Genomic DNA, 23,743 nt, shown 5'->3' with positions numbered 1-23,743 from the left:
TGGCCAGCCAAGACACTGCCCGATCCCATAAACTTCGGGCGGTGTGCGGGTCGTCAGGGGGGAAAAGAGCCCTGGATCACCGAACGACGGGTAAGCTTCAAGGCCTTAACAAATGACACCCGCACCGGAGGGTGCTCACTGGCAGTGGCCGCATCAGCCATCAGTGTCCTGATCGCGTAGTGGCAGCACAGATGCCCCCAGATCTCCTGACGCACCAACTCCGGGGACTTTGACCGCAACACCCTTTCTCGTCCACGCTGATGGGTTTTCAACTCATCGAAAGTGTTCTCGATCTCCCACCGGGCGTGATACGCCGCGATCAGATCCTCCACCGACACCTCATCAGGATCCAACAAGGTGGTCAACAACCGATGCTGCTGGTCGACAATGCCAGCCTCATCGTCACCGGTATCGATGTGGTAGTCCACCACCCGCACCATCCTTGGGGCAACCTGCCGCCACCCCGGCCCACTGCTCGGGGTAATCGTGGCCAACCATGTTCCATCCTCCAGGGTTCGCACATGGTGTGGTTTCACATTGTTCCGGATCCGCCACACCAGATCCGCACCACGGTCCTGGGCGGTAGCCCACCGGTGGAAACTATAAAACCCCCGATCAGCGACCAGTACTGAGCCTGGATCCAGCCGGTCGATCAGTTCATCAGCCAGGGTCGTTTCCCCGGTGCCCAGCCCGCCGATGACCGCGTCCAGGATCGCATGTGATCCACATTCCGCGATCGCCACGACACGGGCCTGCGGGTACCCGGCCTGACCACGTCCGGTGCCGGGACGCCCGAAATGCTCGACATTGGCTGGCGTATCCGGGACATCCAAGGTGGTGCCATCAACAGCCAACAGGCGTTTGCCCGCCAGCCAGGCCCCCTCCCACCCCGGCCGGGCCAATGGTTGGGCAACACGGGCAAACAACGCTGCCATCGGTTCATGTCCCAGCCTGACCCTGGCCTGGAAAATCGCGGAGCGTGACGGAGCAGGTACTGCCTGTTCCTCCCACCTGCAGGCCCAGGACAGTCCATCGGTGAGATCGGCGTAGATATCCTCATAGGATCCATCGGAGTTCAAAGCCATTGTGATGGTGTAATACACCATTACCCGGGAGGGCAGGATGCGGGATCGTTGCTGGGTACGACCGGCCTGCGCGACGACCTCGTCCACGACATCGGCCGGAAACACCCGGGTGAGCAGGCCCCACCGAGATTAAATCCGATAACCGACGATCAGTATCAGGTTGTGTCCGTCCATGTCGAGGCATAGCACAACACTACACCCACTAACTTAACGGCATTGGGCTTAATGACATCGTCAAATAATGGCTCGTGATGGTCATTTCCTGCTGTGACCCATCCGCCGCTGTCAGAAGTGACCCGGTCGTAGGGGGGATTACCGATGGCAACGGTGATGTTCTGCTCTGCTTTGACTCTGCGGGCCTTGTCGGCGGCTTCAGCAAGAATCTTCGCGTCACCGAATAGTCCCGGACGGATGTGCGTACTGGGATCTTCTAACGTGTCGGTGAGATAAACGCCGATGTCATCGAACTGGACAAGCTGGTTCTTTGCTTGGGCAAGCCGTTGGCCGACTCGAAGGTGGGCCACCGAATAGGGGCCAGGAAGAATCTCGAAGGCGAGGATGTTCTTCGTGAGATTCCGCGCAACCTGTTGGGTGCCAGCGGGGCCGCGCTCGATATGGGCTGTTTCGACAGCCTGATCGATCACTGCAAGAGGATAGGTCCCTGAACCAGTCGCCGGATCGAGAGTCACAACCGATTTTGATCCAAAGCCGAGGGTCTGGCCGAATCGATTCCGCAGCACATCGTCGACCATCCGCACCTGGCACTGCACCACGCTCGTCGGGGTGTAGTAGACACCAGCCTGCTTACGGGCCTCTGGGTCATATTTGGCCAAAAAGTCCTCGTAGAACCACAGCCACGGTTCGCCTCGGGAATCCTTTGCCGACTGGATAGCCGGCACATCCATACCCGAAATCAAGCGGATAATCGCTCCCAGTTCCGGAGCAATGTATTCCGTCAGCTCCGGGATGCCGATGATCGGTCCGAGGGCTGCCGCAAGAACATTACGGTGTCCCAGTGCCAAGGTGTCCTTCGCTTCTTTGAGCGTGATAACCCCGTCGTTGTTGAGGTCGGCCTGCCCCGACATCCCGGCGATTGCCATCGAGTAGGCAACCACCTGGGCCACGTCACTGGAAAACTGGCCCGTCGAGGTGGTCTCGTGAACCGTGGAATCCCATGCCTCTTTGGCTTGAAGAACCGCCGGCAGGTTGTTTTCCAAGCCCTCATCGAGCCTGATACGAAGGAAACGCGCCAGCGGGGCTAGGCGGTCAGCTAGTTGGCTCACCCGTTTGATCGGAGTGGCCTTCGCCAAGATGAACTTCTGCAGAAGATCTTTGAAGGGTTCCGGGTCCCACGAAGCTGGGTCATCGAATGGGAGGTCACATTCCGCACCGAGTACACCATTTACGTACAGAGCTGCAGCTTCGCCATTAGTGACGACCAGAGAATCGAGTTGGGCGAGTAATTCCCACTGTCCCTTCTCCCGTCCCCGCCATTTCTCGCCCATAAGAGTGTGACCGGGAGCTTTCAACTCAACCCAACCACACTGACGCTGATTAATGGTCGCCGCAAAATCAGGACGAACACCCTTAAGCTGAGCTTCTCGAATCAGTCCCAACTCGCCTAGACCAGCTTCAGCAGCGAAAGCAGAAAAGAAGTTAGCTAGCGGAACCGTAAGCTGGGCCTCGGGCTCGGCAGCAATACTAAGCGAGTTTGCACTTCGTGCCTGATCAGAATACTTCTGCGCTAATGCTGAAACTACCTGCAAATTCATGATGACCTTTACTTGTGGAGTATTGAGGAAAGTGTTGTAGGAATTCACGTCTTTAAGACGCTGGTTTCCCTACCAGGTGAAACCTTTAGTGCTTCAGCGCAGTCTAACTAGGTATGTGGATGCTACAGACAAGTAATGATGTTCTGACCGGTGATTTGGAGTTGATCGCTGCAACGCTCCTGGAGCAGTTGACTCCACCGGTATCCCCGCGGCAGGTTGAGTTACTAGCCGAAGCGATTACGGGTGAAGTCTGCACATTGACTCATCTCAATCACTGATCGACAGCAAACTCGAAAAACCTTGAGATAGGTAACCTTCCTGCCTACCGGCAGGGGAACCGTATATTGCTTACGGCGTTGCCGGTTTCTTTTTGCGTCCCCGCGGCAACTCGATACCAGCATCTTTGACTGCGTTTCGTACTGTTCTCTCGGATACGTCGAAAGCCTGTACTGCCTCATTGATCGTTGGCCATTCTCCAGTCTCAGACACACCTTCCAGGAACCAGGCAGCGATTCTTAAGCGTCGAGTTTTACCTTGTTGACTACGGCGTACATTGATCTTCTGAAGTTTGTCTCGTTCAGCTTGTGCGTATTCACTGTCTGGGTCTTTCCAGCGTTCTGCGGCTTTCTTCCCGCCTCGACGCCCCATCGTGGCCAAGGCTTTGCGCTCAGCACTGGTGGCACGCCCCGTGGCTGAACTACCATACGCCTCGCCTTTAGACGTCGTGACATAGCCACGTACTCGCCTGGCCATGGTCTGGCGGTCTTTCATCGGCGGCAACTCAGGTGTGCGCCCATCAGCACCGACCTCCTGGGCCACGGTGTAGGCGTGCTCGTAAGCATCGATGATCGCCGCGTCCGTCATCCGCTGACCAGCCTGACGAAGGCGGTGGCCAGTCTTTAAGGCATGGCGAAACGCGGTCTCATCACGAGCGGCCCGACCTGTCCTAATCCACAACACCCGCACACCCTGAATCAGCTCCGGGTCGTACTGATCCAAGTGGCCGGCTAACTCTGCCTCCACGTCCTGGGACAGTGCTTTGAAGCGTTCTGCGTCCTCACGCCTGGCCTTGACCGCCATGATCAGCTCACGGCCGCTGGAAAACTGCTGACGAGGCTTGGCATAGGACTCCTGACCGGTCATCGCACGCACCCCTGCAAGAAGATCTGCCAACCGGTAGACACGGTGATGCTGGCGATACCACCGATACGCGGTCGGGGAATCGCCGGTATAAAACGGTGACCGGCTGAAACGATGGGAAAAATGGCTGTCATGTCCTAACCATTGTCCCAGGTCATGGGTGGCTGCTGCCAGTAGCGTCATCGCCCGCGACTGCCCACTGGCATCGGCATACACCGGATCAATCAACCAGATCGCCTGGCATTTCCCATTCACCGGGTTAATCCCCACCCAGGCGGGCCCAAGGTAATGGGCGATGAGCTGGGAGAACTTCTGCTTGACCTGCTCAGGAAGATTAACTGGGTGCCCACCGGCATCCCCGGGAAGGTCAATATCGACCACCAGGACAGAGGCATACTGCTTGTTGGTCAGTTGAACGTACTCGCATTTACCCAGAGCCTCAGAATCCACCCGGTACATTCTGGGTGCTCGTCCACCGTCTTTGGTGGTGAGATACGCGCTGGCGAAATCACGTCCCCTACTGCCATGCAGGACTTTACGGCCCAGGTGGGCAAGCAGGGCCTCGCGGTCGAGGCCGCTGGCAGGGGTATCGTCCAGGCCGCCGTAGAGATCGGTGGTCTGGGTGTGTCTGGTTGTGCCAGACGTCGTGCTATTGACTAGACTCATAGGCAGTGCTTTCTCCGGTGGTCGAAGACCGGGGTAAAGCGGAGCGTCTAACAGTGTCTGCTGTTAGGCGCTCAACTATTTTCTATATGCAATTCTCACAAGCGTAACAGGGTGATGCTTGTTTTTTCCGAGCAACACGTTCCTACTGTTCAAAATGGGTTTATACCGTCCAGATATGTAACGTTAAATAGTTTTAACGTTATAGCGCTTTAACGCTAAAAATCCTATTTAGGCATTTATCCTCTACCCTTAGAAAAGACTCGTGAGCCTGCGCTTTTCTCGCGACTAGCTTAGTTAAATACCAGCTATTTCAGTCCAGACAAGATGCACTTGGGTAGGGAGATAAATGAATCATCAACACAACGTCAATAATGCACCCGCGGTCAATGTACAAGGGGACAATAATGTCATCAATCAGCAAAATCAGTCTCAGTTAGTAGATGATATTGTCTCTACTTTGCGCGAGCACGGGGAAACCAATCACGCTGATCAGTTGGAAAAAGAAAAGCAGGACAATGGTCCTAAAACAGCTCTCACTAAAGGAATGAGTTGGGTGGCTAATAAAGCATTTGCGCCCCCTGTCCTTGCAGCTCTCGCCCCCTATATCGCCCAAGCGGCAGGAATGGTCTGATCACTATGCTTCAAAAAGTTATTGAATCTCTCGCAGACAGTGAAACATCCTTGGAAGAAGGACTAAGGCAGCTGTTAGTAGTGGCCTACCGAACACAGTCTGATCCTTTAAAAGAATGGCTCCAAGGAGAACTAAATGGATATGATCGTGAAGATTCTTTGCCCCATTATCGTCAAAACTTTAGGGGCCGAATACAGTTAACATTTGTCGGCTGGGGACCTACTTATAAGACGGTTTATTTCATATCTTCTGACATACCCGAGGAATTGCGTTGGTGGGAAGAAAAAGGGCTTGCTTTTCCCCAGTCGGTTACTGAGCTCGAGGCATTAAGCAGTGGCCCAGAAGACCCTGGAATAAAAATGCCTAATTCATGGGTAGCGCGGTATCAAGTACTTGAAGAAGAGGGAAAAGCTACTTCGTACACCGGCATGACTTTGGAGGAAGCCCAGATAATTTTTCCCCGTACGATAGTCCTGGCTCTCCTAGGAAATATTAGAAACCAATCTTTACAAATGGCACTGGAGCTAGAAGCCGTATCACCTGATGTCGGGAACTTGTCAGAGATGACAGAGGAACAGACCGAAGCTGCTAAGCAGGTTATCAATGTTTTTATAAGCACCATGACTGGTGATATGAACACCACACAAGATGGGATTATCTCTCAATCTAGCGCTGGTGGCACAGTTAATAATTCACTCCAGTACAACGACAATGCTGCCGAATCCTCTAATATCCAGGGCGATAACAACACAATGAATTAAAGATCTCTACAGCGAGCCAAGTGCTACTACCGGCCATGTTTAGCGTTACAACGTTACAACGTTACTTTTCCTGCGCTTTTGCAATCCTACGTTCGCGGCGCATTAGGTAGCCCTCAACTAGGTTCTCAATAATTTGGGACACATTTTTTTCGTCCTCGACAGCGGAAATCTTTAAATCTTTCCATGTCTGCTCCGATAGATACACCGTGGTACGACGGGTCAGTTTTGTCTTTTCTTCCTCATCATTGCGCAAGGTATCCTTCACGGGAGTGCTCGCTGTTTTCTTCGCTGGCTGGCGGATCGTATCAGCCAAGCGGTTACGTGGTGGGGTCATTTAATTCATCTCCTCAATTTCTAAAATCTCAGTACAGATCTCGTCAAAGCTATAAATATTTCTCGGATTCGTGCCGAACATTGCCTTGATGTCTTCGCGTTCTGGAACGGTGTTATAAAACGTCGAGACCCCTTGAGACTCGAAGATCTCACGGGTGTCTTGATACAACCGGCGTCGCTCCTGGACGCCAATGAGCAACACCCCCACCATCCGGTGGTTAATCGTCTCCAACGTCGGCCACACGCGATCAAGATCAATCGGGGATGGATGCGTGGGCACGATCACCAGATCAGCAGTATCAATAGCTGCCTGGATTTCTGCGGCATTACCTGGTGGGGTGTCCACGATCTGCCAGCCTGTCGATGCCGGGTGTGCCCGGAGCTTTTTCGCACTAGCGGGCATGACCTCAAACTCCAGTGGATCCTCACGGTTGCGGGCTACTTCTGCCCACCGTGATGCTGAGGCTTGGGGGTCAGCGTCGAAAAATTCCACGTCGATCCCACGGCGTATCGCTGCTGTGGCCAGCAAGATAGAGCTGGTGGTTTTACCGACGCCACCTTTAGTATGAACGAAAGATATACGCATCCTGGCCTGCTCTTTTCTATCGCTTAGAACGCTATAACGTTAGCACTAATAGCATTATAACGTTATAACGCTTAAATGCTATAGCTACCAGTAGATCAGGACTGATTAGAGGCCCCTGCCCTGGTCATTATCACGCTGATGACCACGGTTCACACCGAACTGTGGAGCCCCGCTGATCCCACGACCTGGACGTGACCGGGAACGACCCAGCACATTAGTCAGGTCATTCTTAGCCTGGATCCGCCGATGGTCCTTCGGTGATCGGTTGATTTCGGCTGCGGGCACCACCAAGGATTTCGGGCAGGGGTGATCCCCAGATCACGTCGTCGTCTGGTCGTTCCACGAATTGGTAGTTCAGCTCGGGCCGAAGGAATCCGGCGCAGGTGGTCAGGAAGAAACAACCACCGGCGGCGAGTGACCGTGATCGAACAGTCTCCGCCACTGGGCTTGCCACCTCCAGCCCTCCGGCAGGTGCAGCACCAGTCGCCGGGACCGACGCACCACCCGGGCCGCCACCGCGATGATCTGATGCCGGATCGTCGCTGTCGTAGCCCTGGCCAGCGCCCCCGCAGCAACGACCCCGGCAGCGCGGGTGAGGTTGAAGGCCATGACCGCACACACCAGCCACGCCGCGTTCGCGGTGAACTTCCCGGATGGCATATGCGCCAGGGCGCTGTTCTTCAGATCGGCGTTGACCTGCTCGATGACCGCATGCTGGCGGTGGGTCTTGTCCGCGGCAACGGTATCGAGCAGTGCGGGGTCAGCGGTGGTGAACACCGCGTGGAAGCGGTGCAGATCAAATAGTCCCGGCTGATCCACATTCTTCTTGGGGTTGAGTTCCGGGATCCGGCGGACCACCAGCCGTCCAGGAACCTGATCGACCTCCGGCTTCGACGCAAACGCGGTGAAGGGGACTTCCGCGACTTCTGCTGAGGAGATCCAGGTCTGGGTGTCCTCGTCGAAGAGTGCGTCGGTGTACTCAATTGTCTCCCAGGACGTATCCGGGATCGTGGTGATCGCCTGGCGGATATTCCTCGTCATCCGCGCGGTAACCGACACATCCGCACCGGCTGTGAGTGCTGCGTGGATGCTGGGGGAGCCGTAGAAGGCGGAATCAGCCCGCACCAGGATCTTCTGGTGCTGGAGTCCCGGTAACCGCCGGGTGGTGGTGATCGCATCAGCAATCAACCGGCCTGCCCCACGCGGGGAGCCACAGGACCCGCGGCGCAGGCGCTGGGCTACGACCACCGGGGCAGACTCTGTCGTGGTGACCGTGGCCAGCAGCGCATTGAGCCCACGGATACCGGAGTAGCCGAAGCCGGCGCCTTGTTTCTGGTGGCCGTGGACTTCGATGATGGTGTCGTCAACATCGACGAAGACATACCCGCTGGTGGCAGCCGGGGCGGGTACCAGGGCTGGTGCCTGCACTGCCAGGTTGATCAGGAACCGGGAGGCCACGGCATCCAACTGACGGACATGTCCGAAGGTGAAGGCCCGGAGGAAGGATCCCAGGGTCGAGGGTGCGTAGATCCGGGTAAAGAGTCGGTTCATGCCGCCGTGGCGCAGCAGGTCCATGTCGTTGATCGAGTCGGCCCCTGCGACCATGCCGGCGATCAGTGAGGTGATCTTCGCCCCGGCGTTGGCACCCTTGTCACCTGCCACAGTCAGCTGGTGCTGTGCCAGGGTCGACAGGCCAGCGTTGTCGGCCAGGCGCATGGTCGGGGCCAGGCCTGCGGCCGACACGAGGGTGGGATCATCAAAGGAAATAGAGAGTGCCGCGGGAGTGTGAGATACTTGCACCTGTGAGGTGCCTTTCTGGCAGGAGAATCGAACTCTAGACAAGCTTGATTATCCCAGTTCAGAAGGGTATTTCTCTTTTTCCCACGCCGCTTAGATTCGAGTCACATCGGTGAATCCAGGCTTAGACGCTCTTTCCGCAATCTGCTCAGCTTTGACCCCATCACGATAAAGCTGCGCGCGTTGGTACTGCCCATCAATATCCTGGTACTGCTGGCTGACCTGGGCAAGATCGCGTTCTAAGCCCTCACGCTGCTGGGTAACCTGCACACGCTCACGCTCTAACCCAGCCTGCTGCTTACTCCACTGCTCGATCTGCTGGGCCCCCTCATTAGGTTTGAGCATCTTCGCCAACCACCCACGACCATCACGGGCCTGCTGTGCCTGGGTGATCTGGCGGGTGATCTGCTCAAGCTGCTGACAGATCTGGTGTTCCTGGCCCTGCACTTGGCCAAGGTGCTCACCGATCTGCCTGTACTGCTGAGCAACCACACGGCGTTGCTCCTCCAACACGGTGACTGCCTTTTCTGCTTCTCGCACCGGATTACGCGGGGAGGAACCCACCTGAACAGCACTCTTACCTGGCGATTCTGGTTGTGGTGTGAGTGTCTGTTTCTTCCTCGGCGGGATTTGTGTGAGGGTAAAGAACTCACTAAACCGCTCAGCTCGCTGGGCTTCCCGCTCAGCCATGATGTCCCCCATCCGGGTACCGGTAAACGGCGAGTAGTTAATAAACTCACCACTTGCCGCAAGACGAGTCAACGCCCAATCAGCGCGTGCGGTGCCCCACACCTGGTGTGGGGTCTGATCAGCCCCATCACGAGCAGCTGCCGCAATCAGCAGATCACGGGCATACTCTGCCCCCTTACGACGCACCGTCGGGGTGACCCCACCATGACCGGTATCAGTATCACCCGGCATGGATTCAGTGGGATTTCGCTTCACCGATGACCACACCTGGCCAAAATAAGTCGATATAACCGCTTCCTCCGGTGGAGCTGCGGTGTGCGTCTTGTTCAAACAGATCCATGCGCGAGGCGTTGATCCCGAAACAGGAGAACAGTTCTGACCAGAACTGCTGGGCATATTTTTTCTCCGTTGCTGTTTCCCCGCGCTCCCGCCAGTCAGTGATGCGGTTAAGCCAGAAGGCTTTGAACTCATCGAGATTGCGGTGAACGGTCGCCCGATCAATCGTGGCAGGCAGGGTGGAGGTCATTCATCGAGTTTATCCATCACCAGGCATTTCAGAGACCAGATAGAGCTTTACCCAGAAATCTTCGCGTTTCAACTACCGGTTCTTCGCGTATTGACTCCCGCTACCTCACGAATTATCTGTAGCGCTTTGTAGGTTTCGCCCAGCTTGGTCTGCGTATCTTTGACCACATGAAAAATAGGCTGCGTATTTTTACCCTCAAAAAACGGCCCCAGTCCCACGACAGCCGCGAGGATAACCGCAGGTCAACCGCCTACTGCAACCCTGCTAAAAGCAGTGCGTATTTTTACCCACAAAACCGGGTGGAACCTTTAGCTCGCTGGCGCAGTCTAACTAGGTATGTGGATGCTACAGACAAGCAATGATGTTCTGACCGGTGATTTGGAGTTGATCGCTGCAATGCTCCTGGAGCAGTTGACTCCACCGGTATCTCCCAAACAGGTGGAGCTACTAGCCCAGGCAATTACCGGTGAAGTATGCGTCTTGATTCGGCGGCAACTCTGATTTGCGCCCATCAGCACCGATCTCCTGGGCCACACTGTAAGCGTGCTCGTAAGCATCGATGATCGCAGCATCCGTCACCCGCTAATCAGCGCGTTTCTCATCCGGTTTATAACTTTTACTAAGATTTAGTATAAGCATAACCATCTGCAGCAAGAGGCCTACACCTATTAGAAAAAATCCGAGCACTTTACCCCATCCTGCTGGAGTGAAAGCAATTAGAAACATCCCCACTAGGAGAAACGCTAGAACCGTAATGGAGAAAAGGTGTCGATTTAGTTTCATTGTTATAAATCCCCTGACAACCGAAAATACGTAGACACTAAATCGAATCAATATTAAAAAGAATTCAGGTTAATTCTTCTTAATATAACTTTGAGGCATAAAGATTGCGATCTTATCTCAGAATCTGCCACCGCTGTATGTTCATAGCGGAAAGAGCGCAGTAGTACACTACAGCTGCATACACTCCAGACACTCCAACGGCACAACCAGCACCTGCCACAGGGTGATAGCGACCTAGAAAGCCACAACCTGATCCAATAGCTCCAGCTATGAAGCCCGGCACAGATCCATCATTTTTAATACACTCAATAAATCCGTCCCACCCACGGTAGCCGGATGCCTGTGCCAGAGTAAATTTACTGCCTTCTTGAAAACCTTGGTCACTAGGATTTGGAACACTAAGCTCTTCAGATCCTGCAATCATTTCCAGAAATTCATCCGATCCAGTACCGGATTTTTCTTTGTCAAGTGTGACAGTTTTATCTACTTCTCCATTTATGTATGCAGTGACTCGAACATGACCACTTTCAGTATCTTCAACCGTCCCGTAATGAGAAGACACTACAGATAGATTTTCATCGACAAATACTGTGCCGTGACCTGAGATGCTCTGCCTTTCAAATCCTGCAAAAATGATCCTCTGATTATTCTCATCTGGAGTAGTAACGCTGAAATAATCTAGCTGCCCCTCAGATTGTGGAAATAGATCCACAACCAAGGGGGATAGAGAATTCACTATATCCCTATCGGTCTCGAAATCTCCCCCCGATTGATAATTCGTCAAAGCTGAATTCGAATTTTCCTCACAACTTGTTACCAAAGGCGTCACATCGTCACTTTGATGAAAACCCTGGACATAAGCATCCTTCTCTTCGGAAATCACATCGCGTTCTGCCTGAGCCTGAGCCACCGGCGACATTATCGAGACTGATACCCACGCAGCAATAATAAGGCTTAACGATCTTCTTACTAGTCGCATCTTCCCTCTTCCTGCAGAAATTATGTACAGGATGATTATAAGATAAGAAAAAGCTGAAAAAAATAAAATAAATATGAATATTTCCTTAAGACCCCCAAAGGGGGGCCAACTTATAGATTTACGAACTCACCGAGTCGCTTTAGGCCAGAGAAACTCCATACCCCTGTTGCTAGAAAATAAGCCAGATACAGCTGATTCACTCTGTGGTGCGTAGGTAAACTCCGTATCCACTCTCCAGCTTCGGTCAAGTCCGCGGAAGTGGTGTATCTGCCCTTTCGATAAAACAAGCAGCGTAACGACCTCAAGGACCATCACGAGCTAAATGCCGACACTGGTTCATGCCACTTCCCTCCGCATAACCTCAGACGCAGCAGCGTCGTCCGCATCGATGATGTTCGCCGTCATCATCGCCCTGGTCTGCTCCAAGCTCGTCAACGACATGTACCGCTTCTGCTGAATCCAATCATCATGCTGTTCCGCCAGCACCGCCCCGACCAGGCGCACGACAGCATCACGGTTGGGGAAGATGCCGACGACATCGGTGCGCCGGCGGATCTCGCGATTGAGCCTCTCGGTGGGGTTATTCGACCAGACCTTGGTCCACACACTCTTGGGCGCGTTCGTGAATGCCAGCAGCTCATCAAGAGCTTCCTCCAGGTAATCGGCCACATCCGGGAACTTCTGCTCACAAAAGGCCACGACCTCACGGGCCTGACCCCACACCGATTGTGCATCCGGCTGCTGGAAGATGGTGTGGAACATCGCCGATAACGTTGGCCATTGCGTCTTCGACACCATCCCGTACAAGTTCTTGGAAAAGTGCGTGCGACACCGTTGCCAAGAGGCATTCGGCAGGACCTCACCGATGGCGTGCTGAATTCCCAGGTGGGCATCACTGGTCACCAAATAGACCTCGTTGAGCCCGCGGGCTTTGAGGTCCCGGAAGAACCCGGTCCACGATGCCACTGATTCACTCGTTGCGACCTGCATGCCCAACAACTCCCGATATCCTTCCGAATTCACTCCAGTGGCCAGTAGGACGGAGGTTTTCACCACCCGTCCTCCTTCACGCACCTTCATCGTCAGGGCGTCACACGAAACATAGAGGTAGGGGCCGGTATCAAGGGGTCTGGTGCGGAACTCTTCGACCATGACATCGAGATCTTTCGCCATGTCGGACACCTGGGACTTCGAGAGACTGTTGATCCCTAAGGTGGCCACCAGGTCGTTCATCCTCCTGGTGGACACACCCTTGAGGTAGCAGGTGGCGATCACAGTGGTCAGGGCCCGTTCGGCCCGGGTGCGACGTTCCAACAGCCAGTCGGGGAAGAAGGATCCGGTGCGTAGTTTCGGGACCGCGACATCCACGGTGCCGACCCGGGTGTCGAAATCCCTGTGACGGTACCCATTGCGGACATTGGTGCGGGACTCACTGACAGTCGCATAGTCAGCGCCGCACACCTGGTCAGCCTGGGTGGAGAGGATCTGGTTGATGAAACCTTGGAGCATCTCTCGCATCAAATCGGGGGATGCCTGGGCGAGCAATTCGTCAAGGTAGGTGGTGGGGTCGATAGAATAAGGGCCAGCGGCCATCGTGGGTTGTCCTTTCGAGGAGATGTGAGAGTTGATTCGAAAGGTACCTGCGGTGGTCGCCTCATGTGTTCATAGGGTCGTCACCGGCAGTTACAGATACACCACGCTATCGGACGCAACCCCAGCTTCTTCCGTCGTAGCGACAGACTGCCCTAGTGGCAAACATCAAAACAATCCCACTCGACGACAAAGGCGGCAACAATAACCGCCTAAGCACGCTTCCCACCAATGAAATTGTGCTAAAAGCAGTAACTATTCAGGTGTAGTCCTAGAAACTCTCAAACCAACAGGATGTATGACCTTTACTCAACAGCTTGAGTATCACCACTGATAGCAAACTCTAAAATCCTTAAAGCAAGTAGGTTTCCCTGCCTACCGGCAGGGGAACCGTATATTGCTTATGGCCTGACACATTTCTTTGCGAGATATGAGAAGTAACTTAGTTAAAAAATAGAGCTTCTAAAAACCTTAAAATAGGTCCACCCCCTGCCTACCGGCAGGGGAACCGTATATTGCTTATGGCCTGACATATTTCTTACTGCTTTTTCTTCCGTCCACGCGGAAGCTGAATCCCAGCAGTTTTTAGCGCTCTACTAACAGTTGGCCGTGACACTCCTAATTCATTCATAGCTTGTGGAATGCTTGGGTACTCTCCTGTTTGAATGAATGTGTCATCAAAGAAGTTTGCAATCTGTCGGGCGGTTACTCGACCTGTCACTGCTCGGCGTTCATTCGCTCCCTGGAGTTTCGTCCGCAGATCAGTGGCGTAGTCGCTGTTTGGGTCTTTCCAGCGTTCTGCGGCTTTCTTCCCGCCTCGACGCCCCATCGTGGCCAAGGCTTTGCGCTCAGCACTGGTGGCACGCCCCGTGGCTGAACTACCATACGCCTCGCCTTTAGACGTCGTGACATAGCCACGTACTCGCCTGGCCATGGTCTGGCGGTCTTTCATCGGCGGCAACTCAGGTGTGCGCCCATCAGCACCGACCTCCTGGGCCACCGTATAGGCGTGCTCGTAAGCATCGATGATTGCAGCATCGGTCATTCGCTGACCAGCCTGACGAAGGCGGTGACCAGTCTTTAAGGCATGTCGAAACGCGGTTTCATCACGCGCTGCCCGGCCTTCACGGATCCACAACACCCGCACACCCTGGATCAGCTCCGGGTCGTATTGATCCAGTTGGCCGGCTAGTTCTGCTTCCACATCCTTCGACAGTGCTTTGAAGCGTTCTGCTTCCTCCCGCCTGGCTTTGACCGCGTTGATGAGCTCACGGCCGCTGGAAAACTGCTGACGAGGCTTGGCATAGGACTCCTGACCGGTCATCGCACGCACCCCTGCAAGAAGATCTCCCAACCGGTAGACACGGTGATGCTGGCGATACCACCGATACGCGGTTGGGGAATCGCCGGTATAAAACGGTGACCGGCTGAAACGATGGGAAAAATGGCTGTCATGTCCTAACCATTGTCCCAGGTCATGGGTGGCTGCTGCCAGTAGCGTCATCGCCCGCGACTGCCCACTGGCATCGGCATACACTGGATCAATCAGCCAGATCGCCTGGCATTTCCCGTTCACAGGGTTGATCCCCACCCACGCGGGCCCAAGGTAATGGGCAATGAGCTGGGAGAACTTCTGCTTGACCTGCTCAGGAAGATTAATCGGATGCCCACCGGCATCCCCGGGAAGGTCAATATCAACCACCAGGACAGAGGCATACTGCTTGTTGGTCAGTTGAACGTACTCGCATTTACCCAGAGCCTTAGAGTCCACCCGGTACATTCTGGGTGCTCGGGTGCCGTTCTTGGTGGTCAGATACGCGCTGGCGAAATCACGTCCCCTACTGCCGTGCAGGACTTTGCGGCCCAGGTGGGCAAGCAGGGCCTCGCGGTCGAGGCCGCTGGCAGGGGTATCGTCCAGGCCGCCGTAGAGATCGGTGGTCTGGGTGTGTCTGGTTGTGCCAGACGTCGTGCTATTGACTAGACTCATAGCCATGCTTTCCCCGGTAATTGACGTACCGGTGTAAAGCGCTCAGCAGCTAGGTTCGAAGCTAGGTGCTAAGCGATTCAACGAAGCCCACCAGTTTCCCGCTGGTGGGTTTTCGCTTTCATTGTTAAGTTCTTTTCCCGCACTGTATCAACGCCTGACGACATCTAATCGTGCGACACGTCGGTGCAGGTAAAAATATGTTTTATACCGTTTTATAGCTCTACAGCTTTACCGTTTTACCGCTTCTTTTTACAGGTTTACAGCTTTACTGGTGCTGTAAACCTGTATAAAGGTTTACCGGTTCCTACCTGTGTTTTTTAACGTATCCGTCAATGAGATCACTGATGATTTCTCGGATGGTGACCCCATCCCTGGCCGCGATCATCTTCAATTCAGCGTGGGCATCCTGGTCGATTTCCACGGTCATTTTCTTCACGAAGTCACGGGTGCTGGGTTGCTGGAAGGCTTTTTTCACCGCAGCTTTCCGGGTGGTTTTCTTCGCCGGGGCCTTTGTTACCGGGGTAGTGGTCTTTTTACGGGGGCCGGCTTGGTCGGCAACACGTGCTCGGGTGGTCATTGCATCTGCTCCATCATCTCAGTGGTCACGGTGTCATAGCCGTGCATCTCTATCGGGGTGTAGCCGTAGGCGGCGTGCATATCCTCACGCAAAGGAATCTCAGTAGAAAAACGCGGTAACTTCTCGGCGTCGAGGATCTCGCGAGTGACTTCCGGGGCGCTGGTGCCACGACGAACAAAGGTTAATAAGACAGCGTGTGGGGTGTCCTCGAGGGCCTCGCGGATTTCCCACACCCGGGTGAGATCCGCAGCTGTGGCCCGGGTTGGCAGGATTACGAAGTCACTGACTTCAATGGCTGCTTCAATTGCTGTTTCATCACCGGGTGGGGCATCAATGACGATGATTTCCCCGTCCGTTAGTCGGCCGGCGATCCTAGGCAATTGGCGGGGGATGGACACCTCGACCTCAAAAGGCAACGGGTCGCCGTGTTCTTCTGCTCGTTCTGCCCAGTCCAGGGCGCTGCCCTGGCGGTCAAGATCAATCACGCGCACCTGGTGTCCGCGGCGTGCTAACTCGGTGGCCACGAAGATCGTGGTGGTGGTTTTACCCACCCCACCTTTGGCGTTGACGGCACTAATAATCATGGTTTCCCCTGTAGTTGTAGTGGGTACATGCTCATCGTAACAGGTTTACAGGTTTACAGCACCTGTAAACCTGTAAACATTTAGTATAATTCTACTACCAGGGAGAATAGTAAGTACTTTCCCTTAGGTCTCTCTTTTGATCTTTTTACTGAAAAATAGGTGGAAGTCCTAAAAGAACTGCTATTAGATGCCCCATTTAGCTAGCTTCCGCACCGGAAGGACAATCACTCAGGTGTTGAATAAGTAACATGCTCTAGCAATGCATAATCACCCCTCCTCAACCAGCTGAAGTGATTCATGCAGAAAAATCCGAGCCTTTAATTTTTTCTTCCAAATTAAAAATTCGTAACTCTAGATCTGCAATAATTCCGACTAATTGGCGAATTAAGGTATCAACATCAAATGAGTCTTCCCGCTTTCCCCCCCCAGCTTCATATGCAGCCACTAGGCCCTCTAGCATTATCTTGGTAGTTTTACAGTCTGAAGTTATAGAGTCTCTAGCTCCACGCAAGACGTCTAAAGTGGGGTTCTCGAATGTCATATACTATTAACCTTTTTCTAATTTCTCTGACAGTATTTAATTACTAAGTATAATAAAAATATGGCAATCAAGTTACGTATCTTAGGAACCATACTATTTGTAGCCGCAACGGCTACAATTTCGACTCCCCTCGTATCTGCCCAGGAGGTTCAAACAAGTGAACCGACGATGCCTGTCGTTCAATCAGATATTTGGGATCAAGTCCATAGAGTTTTCAACTCTGTTTGGGAATGTGAAGATCATCGTAGAAAAAATTTTTTCATCGGCGCCTGCGTTCCGGGACCTAACTCAACCTGGTTATACGTCGGATCATCAATTTTTGACTAGCTAGATTATACTATCCGTATGGAAAGCAGTAGATACCTTGCTAAGGATTATGAATTAAAAATAGGACCTACTGCCGAAAATATTTTTTCGAATCAAAACCTAATACCCGAGATTTACCCCGTTTTCCTTGCTGTCCTTTTAGGACTAATACTGGTATCCGCTGTGGGAATCGCCATTTTGGAATAGCGAGCTTCCGGTGCTTGGTTGTCAGCTACTTTATGGATGATCATTAGCTTTGCATTACCTTTTATAGGACCAGTCATTTGGATGATCCTTAACCACTTTAAAAAACGAAAAAATTTAAGCCGCACCACCGTTGACAGTGCATAAAAATAATAAATAAAAGGAGGTAAACTCTGTGTCTTCCTTCTGTTCTAACGCCCCAGTCCTTGATCTTGGTCGCGGTGATACTGCAGTGCCTGCGACTGCGACTGCGGCGGGTGAGAGCGAAAACGCTTCTGTGACGGTTTATTCAACGCTTCCGATAAACCCACCGACGAGACTGGATCTTCCATCGCTGCTAATCCCAGGTAGTACCGGGCCTGATCACGAGCCTGTTTTTCCTGAACCGCCAGTTTGTGGGCTTGTACTCCAAGATCACTGACCACAGCTTCTACCTGACGATAACCAGGCATAAACTTCTCCACCTCACCTCGACCAGCCACCAGGGCAGCCTCAAGCTGATCAAGACGACGTTCATCCTCACTACGTTTGATCATCTTGGCAAAGAACCCACGCCCCTGGCTTTCAGCAGTGACCTGACGCTTTTTCTGCTCTAGTTCCCTGAGAGCTGATTCCAACTGGGTCTTTTCTCCTGCCATGGCATCAAGCTGGGCTTGGGCCTGAGCCTGCTGAGCACGCACCTGCTCCAACGCTGCCGCATACTCACCGGCCCGGTGCTGATAGCGCTTCACCTCATCCTGTGGGGAGGCATTCACCTCGGTGGCACACTTTTCTGAGACATCAGGTTCTGAGGGCAGCGCACTCTTCTGCTTCGGCGGGATCTGCGTGAGGGTAAAGAACTCACTAAACCGCTCAGCTCGCTGGGCTTCCCGCTCAGCCATCACCTCACCCATACGGGTACCGGTAAACGGCGAGTAGTTAATAAACTCACCACTTGCGGCAAGACGAGTCAACGCCCAATCAGCGCGTGCTGTACCCCACACCTGATGCGGGGTCTGATCAGCCCCATCACGAGCAGCTGCCGCAATCAGCAGATCACGGGCATACTCCGCCCCCTCACGACGCTTCGTCGGTGTGACTCCACCATGGCCGGTATCAGTATCACCCGGCATCGACTCCGTGAGATACAGGTAGTTGCCCTCCCGGCCCCGGGTCAGTGGCACATACACACTGGCCCGGTCCACCTGACCAGCACCCGCCACCACACGAGCCACGTCCACCGTGGCACCTTGGGCGGAATGCCCAGTAGAGGCATAACCCAGCTGACCAGACTCCTTCAGGTAGGACGCTGGGATGGTGGCGGTGGCCTGGGTGTCATCAAGACGGGTAGCACTAATCGAACCATCACCATGCAGCTGATCGACTCGCCAGCGTTGGCCATTACGCACCACATCACCAGCACTAGTGAGCAGGTCATAGTCGTTTTTCCGGGTCAACAACACATCCCCGGCATGCAACCACTGACCCGTCGATAGCTCACGAGCCTCCGACAGATACAGTTCACCGCGATCAGCGCGGATCTTCTGCGCACCAGCATTCAGCGCCTGGACCTGCTCACCAGTGGCAGCCACCAGCAAGGAGTCTTTGCCGGCTGCGGTGTCTGACGTCCACCCAGCCAGTGCATCATCCAGCATCGCGGTGGTGGAACCAGCCTCAAGCCGGCCTTGAAGCATGTACCAGTGGGCCGCACGCTTAATAGAATCCTTATCCCCACTACGCAACTGGATAGAAGCCTCACGTTCGGCCACGTCACGCTGACGGAAAACCTCCGTCAACTCCACGGCATCAGGGAGTTCATACGCCAAGGTGGCCAGCATCCCTGACCTGGCTTTCACGGCTGCATACTGGTGTGGGTCACCGACCAGCACGATCTTGGCCTGGGCCGCACGAGTGATCTCCAACAGGCGCACCACATCAGGGGTGGCCACCATCCCGGCTTCATCCACGACCACCACCGTGTCGCGGTTCCACCCCAACCTCGCTGCGACCTGGGCCGGGGCAAGATCCTCGGTGCCATACAGTGCACGAGCAATGGTGGAGGACTCGTGGGCGACGTGTTCACCGACCATGACATCGGCAGCCTTACCTGTTGGTGCTAGGCCGATGACGGTTTTACCTGCGTGTTCCCATGCTTGACGTGCTGCTTTCAGCGAGGAGGTTTTACCCGCTCCTGCTGGTGCCACCACGACAGAAGCGAGGAAATCAGAGCTCACCACCGCCGCCATGGCCTCAGCCTGGGCAGGCGACAATGTGCCCTCTACAGGGACAATAGAGTCAGCTGATACCGCGTTATGCGTCTTCGTGGTGGCCAGGTCAATGCCCTTATTGACCTCCTGGATCACCGCGTCAGTGGTAAACCGCTGGGAACCTTCTCGCTGGGTGTTATCGACTTCCCGGGCACGATCCGGGGTGACACTGAGTGCCACTGACTCTAAGGCGTGGGTGGCGGTGGCCTCGACAAAGCCAAGGATCTCATCAGGAGATAACGTCCCCACGGGGATCATCTCCGCGCATTTTTCCACCACATCCGCACGAGTAAACGTCGAGCGCTCCGCAATGACCTCGGTTAATACTGCTTCCGGGGTCGGGAGATTCTTCTTCTCCTCGGTTGCCCCTGCCCCTAGGCCTGCGGCAAACTGTGCGACCTGCTGCGCTGCTCGCTGCTGTGCCCACTGGGTTTCCAGATCAGAAAGAACCGCATCGACGTTTTTGGTCTGCCGTGTTTTCTTCTGCGCCACCCGCTGGAGCTGATAGTTCGTGGTCAACGCATTCTCCGCTTCCCACTGACCAATCTCCGTAGTGCGGGTGGAAAAAGCCGTTAACACAGCCGGATCATTCAACCCCTTAATATCGGCCTGCCCCTTGGTGACCTCACCCCACTCCACACCCAGCTGGCGGGTTAGTTCTTCCCGTAACACCGCCTGATACAACATCCCTGCTGCACGGGCCTCGTGATACAAACTTTTTCCATCCACCGAGCGCACTTGCCCATCGGGGCACAGTTGACGATTCGCTAATAGAACATGTGAGTGAACATGAGGATCGCCCGCACGAGAAGTCCGGTGCTCATATTTCACACCAGATAACCCCACCGTCTTATCCACAATCAGCGTCTTATTCTCATCACGTCGCCGCGTATAAGAAGCATGCGTTTCTAAGTAATCCAACGCCCTGGCCACCGCCATTGCATGAGCCTCATCCACCACCTGGCGCACCTCATCACGACCCGACAACCCCCACAACACGGAGACACTTTTCGGCGCAGAAAACGTCAGATCATAACCACGCACCCCATCCTCACGCATCACCTGACCAAGACGGTTCCCACTGGGAGCAGTGGTGTGGTTAAACCACTTCTTCACCTGATCCCCATCAAGTGACTGCCCCTGCTCCACACCTAAAAACGCCGCACATTCTGCCACGCGGTCACTTCTGCTCCACACCTGGGCCGGCGCACTCCCGGCCTCGGAATAATAGTTATCTGGGCCAATTCCCTCGGCCACAGTGGAGTCATAATAGCTCACCGAATGCGCCCCCAGCTTCGCAATCGTCAGCACAACATCCACCTCCCAGATCCATCCGAAACCACGCGCCCGCACCGGCAAAAGCACAATCGTGCAAATGTCCCATGTGGTTTTCTTTTTCTTTCCTCTCACCCTACCTCACGGTGGGTGAGAGGTGGTGGGAAACGCGAAACAGACCACCGGAAGGTGGCCTGGAAGCGGATCCGCCCTCGCCTGGGCGAGGTGATCGCGGGCGGGTGGGGTCGTTGTTCTGGGAAGAACAACGACCCCTTGGCAGCTACCGCGGCCGGGGTTATGTCAGGGCAAGGGTGGGAGCGCGAGCGAGTACCCGCGGCAGCAAAACCCGCTCACTGATGTTTCAGTGAGCGGGTTAAAAACAACCGGGATTATTCGGCAGGGCGAATGCGATCCCTCACCCACTTTTCAGCCTCTTCAGTCACGACCGTCGACGCTTCCAAGGCTTCCACGATGCTCCGTTGCTGGGAACCGTCAAGACGATCCCACTGCTCAACCAAGGCGGTGACAATGATCGCCTGGGCATGCTCGCTACCACTCAGGGTGGCATCGTTGGGATCATCGACGGGCACGCCATGGGCAGCGAGGACATCCTTAATTACCTTCATGGTTATCAGTCTTTCATCCGGGATGGACATACATAGGAAATATCTAGAAAATGCTTTCTATCCCGACACATTTATGCAGGGGGCAGGTGTCGCAAGGCGGTTAGCCCTTTTCCCGAAAAACTTTGCCGCCGTCATACACCGTTCCATTCGATCAACCACTCAATAAGTCCGCGGCGGTTCTCGACTCTAGAAGGTAATTGAGGTTTGGCCATAATCCCGCTTGATCGTCTTTGGCACCTTGCGTTCAGCGTCAGTCGGGGAGGGAAGCTGATCGGCGGTAATGAGCTCCCCCTGCACAATCTCTTCCAGGAGCTGCATTTGCTGGGGGCCTAACTCGACTGTTCTAGTAAGCATCCGCAGCAGATCAAGTAGCTCATCATTCCATTCGTCCTCCCATTCAGTGGGGCGGATGCGGTCCAGCGGGGTTGCTGATTTCCCGGCTGCTCGCCCGATACCCTTACGGGTTCTGGCTCCCAGCCACTTATCCAGGACTTTCATGCCTGAGACTTCGAAAGTCCATACTTCGGGGAGAACTCCGCTGATGACACCGTCAGCAATATGGAGCTGATGTGTTTCTGCGTCATAGCTGATCTCCTTCATGTCCTGAGGGAGGGTGTTTACCGACTCCAGCCAGAACAGCCCGTCAATACGTGGCACTCGCCCAAGGGGCCGCGCGTCTGAGGTAAATCGCTGTCCGAAAGTCTGCAGCCAAAGAAGCTCGTAGCCCATCTCGACTGCCTGAGTGAATCGTTGGAGGTCACGGGTGATGGGGATCCTGACAGGAGATGAATCCAGCGGATCGTGAAACATCTCGCTGTAGCCTCCATGCGCGATAAGGGCGTAGCAGTAGGCCAAGAAGTCCTCGGGGGTCACTTCCAGACCCATGATGTCTTCCAGTTTTTCCCGGAGTCCAGCGGTGACGTTCGGTTGTTCGCATTCTTGATCTCGGTACAGCGGAATGACATCTTTTCCACCGCGGTTGCAGTAGTAGTGCTTATCCGGGACCCCAACCGCAACTGTGGCTGCCGGCCCGTTGCTGATCCGTGCCGTCCACGGGGACACGAGAAAGACCTGCTTGTCAGATAGAGACTGCCACAGCGCAGGGCTATCTGTTTTAGCTAATCGAGGGTCATCGAATGTCCATTGCTGATCGAACGAGCGCCACCCCATCCTGACAATGGGTTGAGGTTCAGCATCAACCGGAAGATCCGCTAATGGCTCGAGTGATCCCACTTTGGTATAGATATTGCGGCCGCTATTTCCCGTTACATACCGCTCAGCTCGGGAGTCGGCATCAGTATCCTCTAGCAAAAATTTCCATCGCTCCTTCAAGACCTCCGGCGAAGGAGCGACAGGCCACGCTCGGTTATACATAATCCCGGGTTGTTGCCAAGGGAACAAGTCTGCCAGTAGGGGAAGTTGCTGCCAGAGTTCACTGGTTGTTTCTGGAATGAACTTCTCACCGTTCGGCGCAGCAATTTCGATCCATCCATCGTCAGCGTGTAATCGCTTAATCTCGTCGAGTTGGAGGAACTTTTCCTGCCGTGTGCCGCGGATCCTGCGATAGAAGATTTTGGCGGCTCTAGAGGCTTTACCCGATTTCACAAGGGTCACAATGGCGACCGGGGATTGAATGTCGAAGACGTTTTCTTCCTTGCGAGCTCCGCGGCCTTCTCCACCGAGGTCCAGGACCCAAATATCATTGGCGGTGTCCACCGCTAGTTTTCGAAGCCCCACAAAAGCGGGGCCGTCCAGCCAGGACGAGGCAGTGATAAAGGATATGATTGCCTTTTCCTCAGGGGCCTGCTGGAATGCCTTCCAGATCGCCCAACGCCAGAAATAGACGTACATGTTGTACAGCGACGCCTGGGCAGAGAAAATGACGCCCGTCTCCTGTGCGGGCTTAATGACAATACCGTTAAGTTAGTGGTGGGATGACGGTGACCACTGGGCCGAGTGGCCGACCACAATGATGGGATCGTTTCACCGGCCATTTCGACATCTTTCGTTTAATCACCCGCGGATTCTTCCGCCTTCGTCGCGGTGGGTTGAGGTACC

Annotated in this window: 18 protein-coding genes and 1 pseudogene; 2 read left to right on the top strand and 17 right to left on the bottom strand. The window is 54.4% G+C overall.

Annotated elements, in window-relative coordinates:
• Positions 1-53 precede the first annotated feature (53 nt).
• The 3 genes and pseudogenes from CE_RS00080 to CE_RS00070 all read right to left on the bottom strand — a co-directional run bounded on the left by CE_RS00080 (position 54) and on the right by CE_RS00070 (position 4,663).
• Positions 54-1,269 (bottom strand): annotated as a pseudogene (locus CE_RS00080) (IS4-like element ISCef4 family transposase).
• Positions 1,241-2,905, bottom strand: coding sequence for an N-6 DNA methylase (locus CE_RS00075; protein WP_011069215.1), 1,665 nt, complete (start codon positions 2,903-2,905; stop codon positions 1,241-1,243). Before CE_RS00075 ends, CE_RS00080 begins: the two are co-directional and overlap by 29 nt.
• A gap of 300 nt (positions 2,906-3,205) precedes the next feature.
• Positions 3,206-4,663: a replication initiation protein gene (locus CE_RS00070; RefSeq protein WP_011069214.1), complete on the bottom strand. Its 1,458-nt coding sequence runs from the start codon at positions 4,661-4,663 to the stop codon at positions 3,206-3,208.
• A gap of 346 nt (positions 4,664-5,009) precedes the next feature.
• Between CE_RS00070 and CE_RS14560 the strand changes: the two genes are divergently transcribed.
• A complete protein-coding gene (locus tag CE_RS14560) occupies positions 5,010-5,294 on the top strand; it encodes a hypothetical protein (protein ID WP_006770514.1) in 285 nt (94 codons plus the stop codon).
• Between the two features lie 5 nt (positions 5,295-5,299).
• Entirely contained in the window at positions 5,300-6,055 is a 756-nt protein-coding gene (locus CE_RS15095) for a hypothetical protein (protein ID WP_143758375.1), read from the top strand.
• Positions 6,056-6,116: 61 nt separating this feature from the next.
• On the opposite strand, the gene CE_RS00060 is transcribed toward CE_RS15095, so the two are convergent.
• The 14 genes from CE_RS00060 to CE_RS00005 all read right to left on the bottom strand — a co-directional run bounded on the left by CE_RS00060 (position 6,117) and on the right by CE_RS00005 (position 23,536).
• Positions 6,117-6,389, bottom strand: a complete 273-nt coding sequence (locus tag CE_RS00060; protein ID WP_006770512.1) for a hypothetical protein — start codon at positions 6,387-6,389, stop codon at positions 6,117-6,119.
• The gene (locus tag CE_RS00055; RefSeq protein ID WP_006770511.1) at positions 6,390-6,974 is read right to left on the bottom strand and encodes a ParA family protein; all 585 of its coding nucleotides are present in this window, start codon (positions 6,972-6,974) and stop codon (positions 6,390-6,392) included. It abuts the gene before it with no gap.
• Between the two features lie 387 nt (positions 6,975-7,361).
• Positions 7,362-8,774, bottom strand: a complete 1,413-nt coding sequence (locus CE_RS00050) for an IS1380-like element ISCef7 family transposase (protein ID WP_011069213.1) — start codon at positions 8,772-8,774, stop codon at positions 7,362-7,364.
• 90 nt (positions 8,775-8,864) lie between these two features.
• A complete protein-coding gene (locus CE_RS14555) occupies positions 8,865-9,716 on the bottom strand; it encodes a hypothetical protein (RefSeq protein WP_143758374.1) in 852 nt (283 codons plus the stop codon).
• A complete protein-coding gene (locus CE_RS15090; RefSeq protein WP_006770507.1) occupies positions 9,697-9,987 on the bottom strand; it encodes a type IIL restriction-modification enzyme MmeI in 291 nt (96 codons plus the stop codon). Before CE_RS15090 ends, CE_RS14555 begins: the two co-directional genes overlap by 20 nt.
• 895 nt (positions 9,988-10,882) lie before the next feature.
• Positions 10,883-11,689 (bottom strand): hypothetical protein, encoded by an 807-nt coding sequence (locus tag CE_RS14550; protein WP_231295189.1) that lies wholly within the window; start codon positions 11,687-11,689, stop codon positions 10,883-10,885.
• 396 nt (positions 11,690-12,085) lie between these two features.
• Positions 12,086-13,342, bottom strand: a complete 1,257-nt coding sequence (locus CE_RS00035; RefSeq protein WP_011069211.1) for an IS256 family transposase — start codon at positions 13,340-13,342, stop codon at positions 12,086-12,088.
• A 535-nt stretch (positions 13,343-13,877) separates the two neighbouring features.
• The gene (locus CE_RS00030; RefSeq protein ID WP_049783595.1) at positions 13,878-15,326 is read right to left on the bottom strand and encodes a replication initiation protein; all 1,449 of its coding nucleotides are present in this window, start codon (positions 15,324-15,326) and stop codon (positions 13,878-13,880) included.
• Between the two features lie 304 nt (positions 15,327-15,630).
• Positions 15,631-15,903, bottom strand: coding sequence for a plasmid partition protein ParG (locus CE_RS00025; RefSeq protein ID WP_006770523.1), 273 nt, complete (start codon positions 15,901-15,903; stop codon positions 15,631-15,633).
• Positions 15,900-16,487 (bottom strand): ParA family protein, encoded by a 588-nt coding sequence (locus tag CE_RS00020; RefSeq protein WP_006770522.1) that lies wholly within the window; start codon positions 16,485-16,487, stop codon positions 15,900-15,902. The genes CE_RS00025 and CE_RS00020 overlap by 4 nt, the downstream gene beginning before the upstream one ends.
• A gap of 295 nt (positions 16,488-16,782) precedes the next feature.
• Complete coding sequence (locus CE_RS15525; protein WP_155808226.1) at positions 16,783-17,028, bottom strand: hypothetical protein; 246 nt, start codon at positions 17,026-17,028, stop codon at positions 16,783-16,785.
• A 701-nt stretch (positions 17,029-17,729) separates the two neighbouring features.
• Positions 17,730-21,194, bottom strand: a complete 3,465-nt coding sequence (gene mobF, locus CE_RS00015) for a MobF family relaxase (RefSeq protein ID WP_011069209.1) — start codon at positions 21,192-21,194, stop codon at positions 17,730-17,732.
• Positions 21,195-21,448: 254 nt separating this feature from the next.
• Entirely contained in the window at positions 21,449-21,715 is a 267-nt protein-coding gene (locus CE_RS00010) for a hypothetical protein (RefSeq protein ID WP_006770520.1), read from the bottom strand.
• 156 nt (positions 21,716-21,871) lie between these two features.
• On the bottom strand, positions 21,872-23,536 hold the full coding sequence (locus CE_RS00005) for a type ISP restriction/modification enzyme (protein ID WP_011069208.1): 1,665 nt from the start codon (positions 23,534-23,536) through the stop codon (positions 21,872-21,874).
• Positions 23,537-23,743: the final 207 nt, after the last annotated feature.

Origin of the sequence: Corynebacterium efficiens YS-314 (assembly GCF_000011305.1) — a bacterium.
GTDB classification, from domain to species: Bacteria; Actinomycetota; Actinomycetes; order Mycobacteriales; family Mycobacteriaceae; genus Corynebacterium; species Corynebacterium efficiens.
Note: the sequence above shows the minus strand (reverse complement) of the source record. Positions and strands in the feature narration are given on the sequence as shown.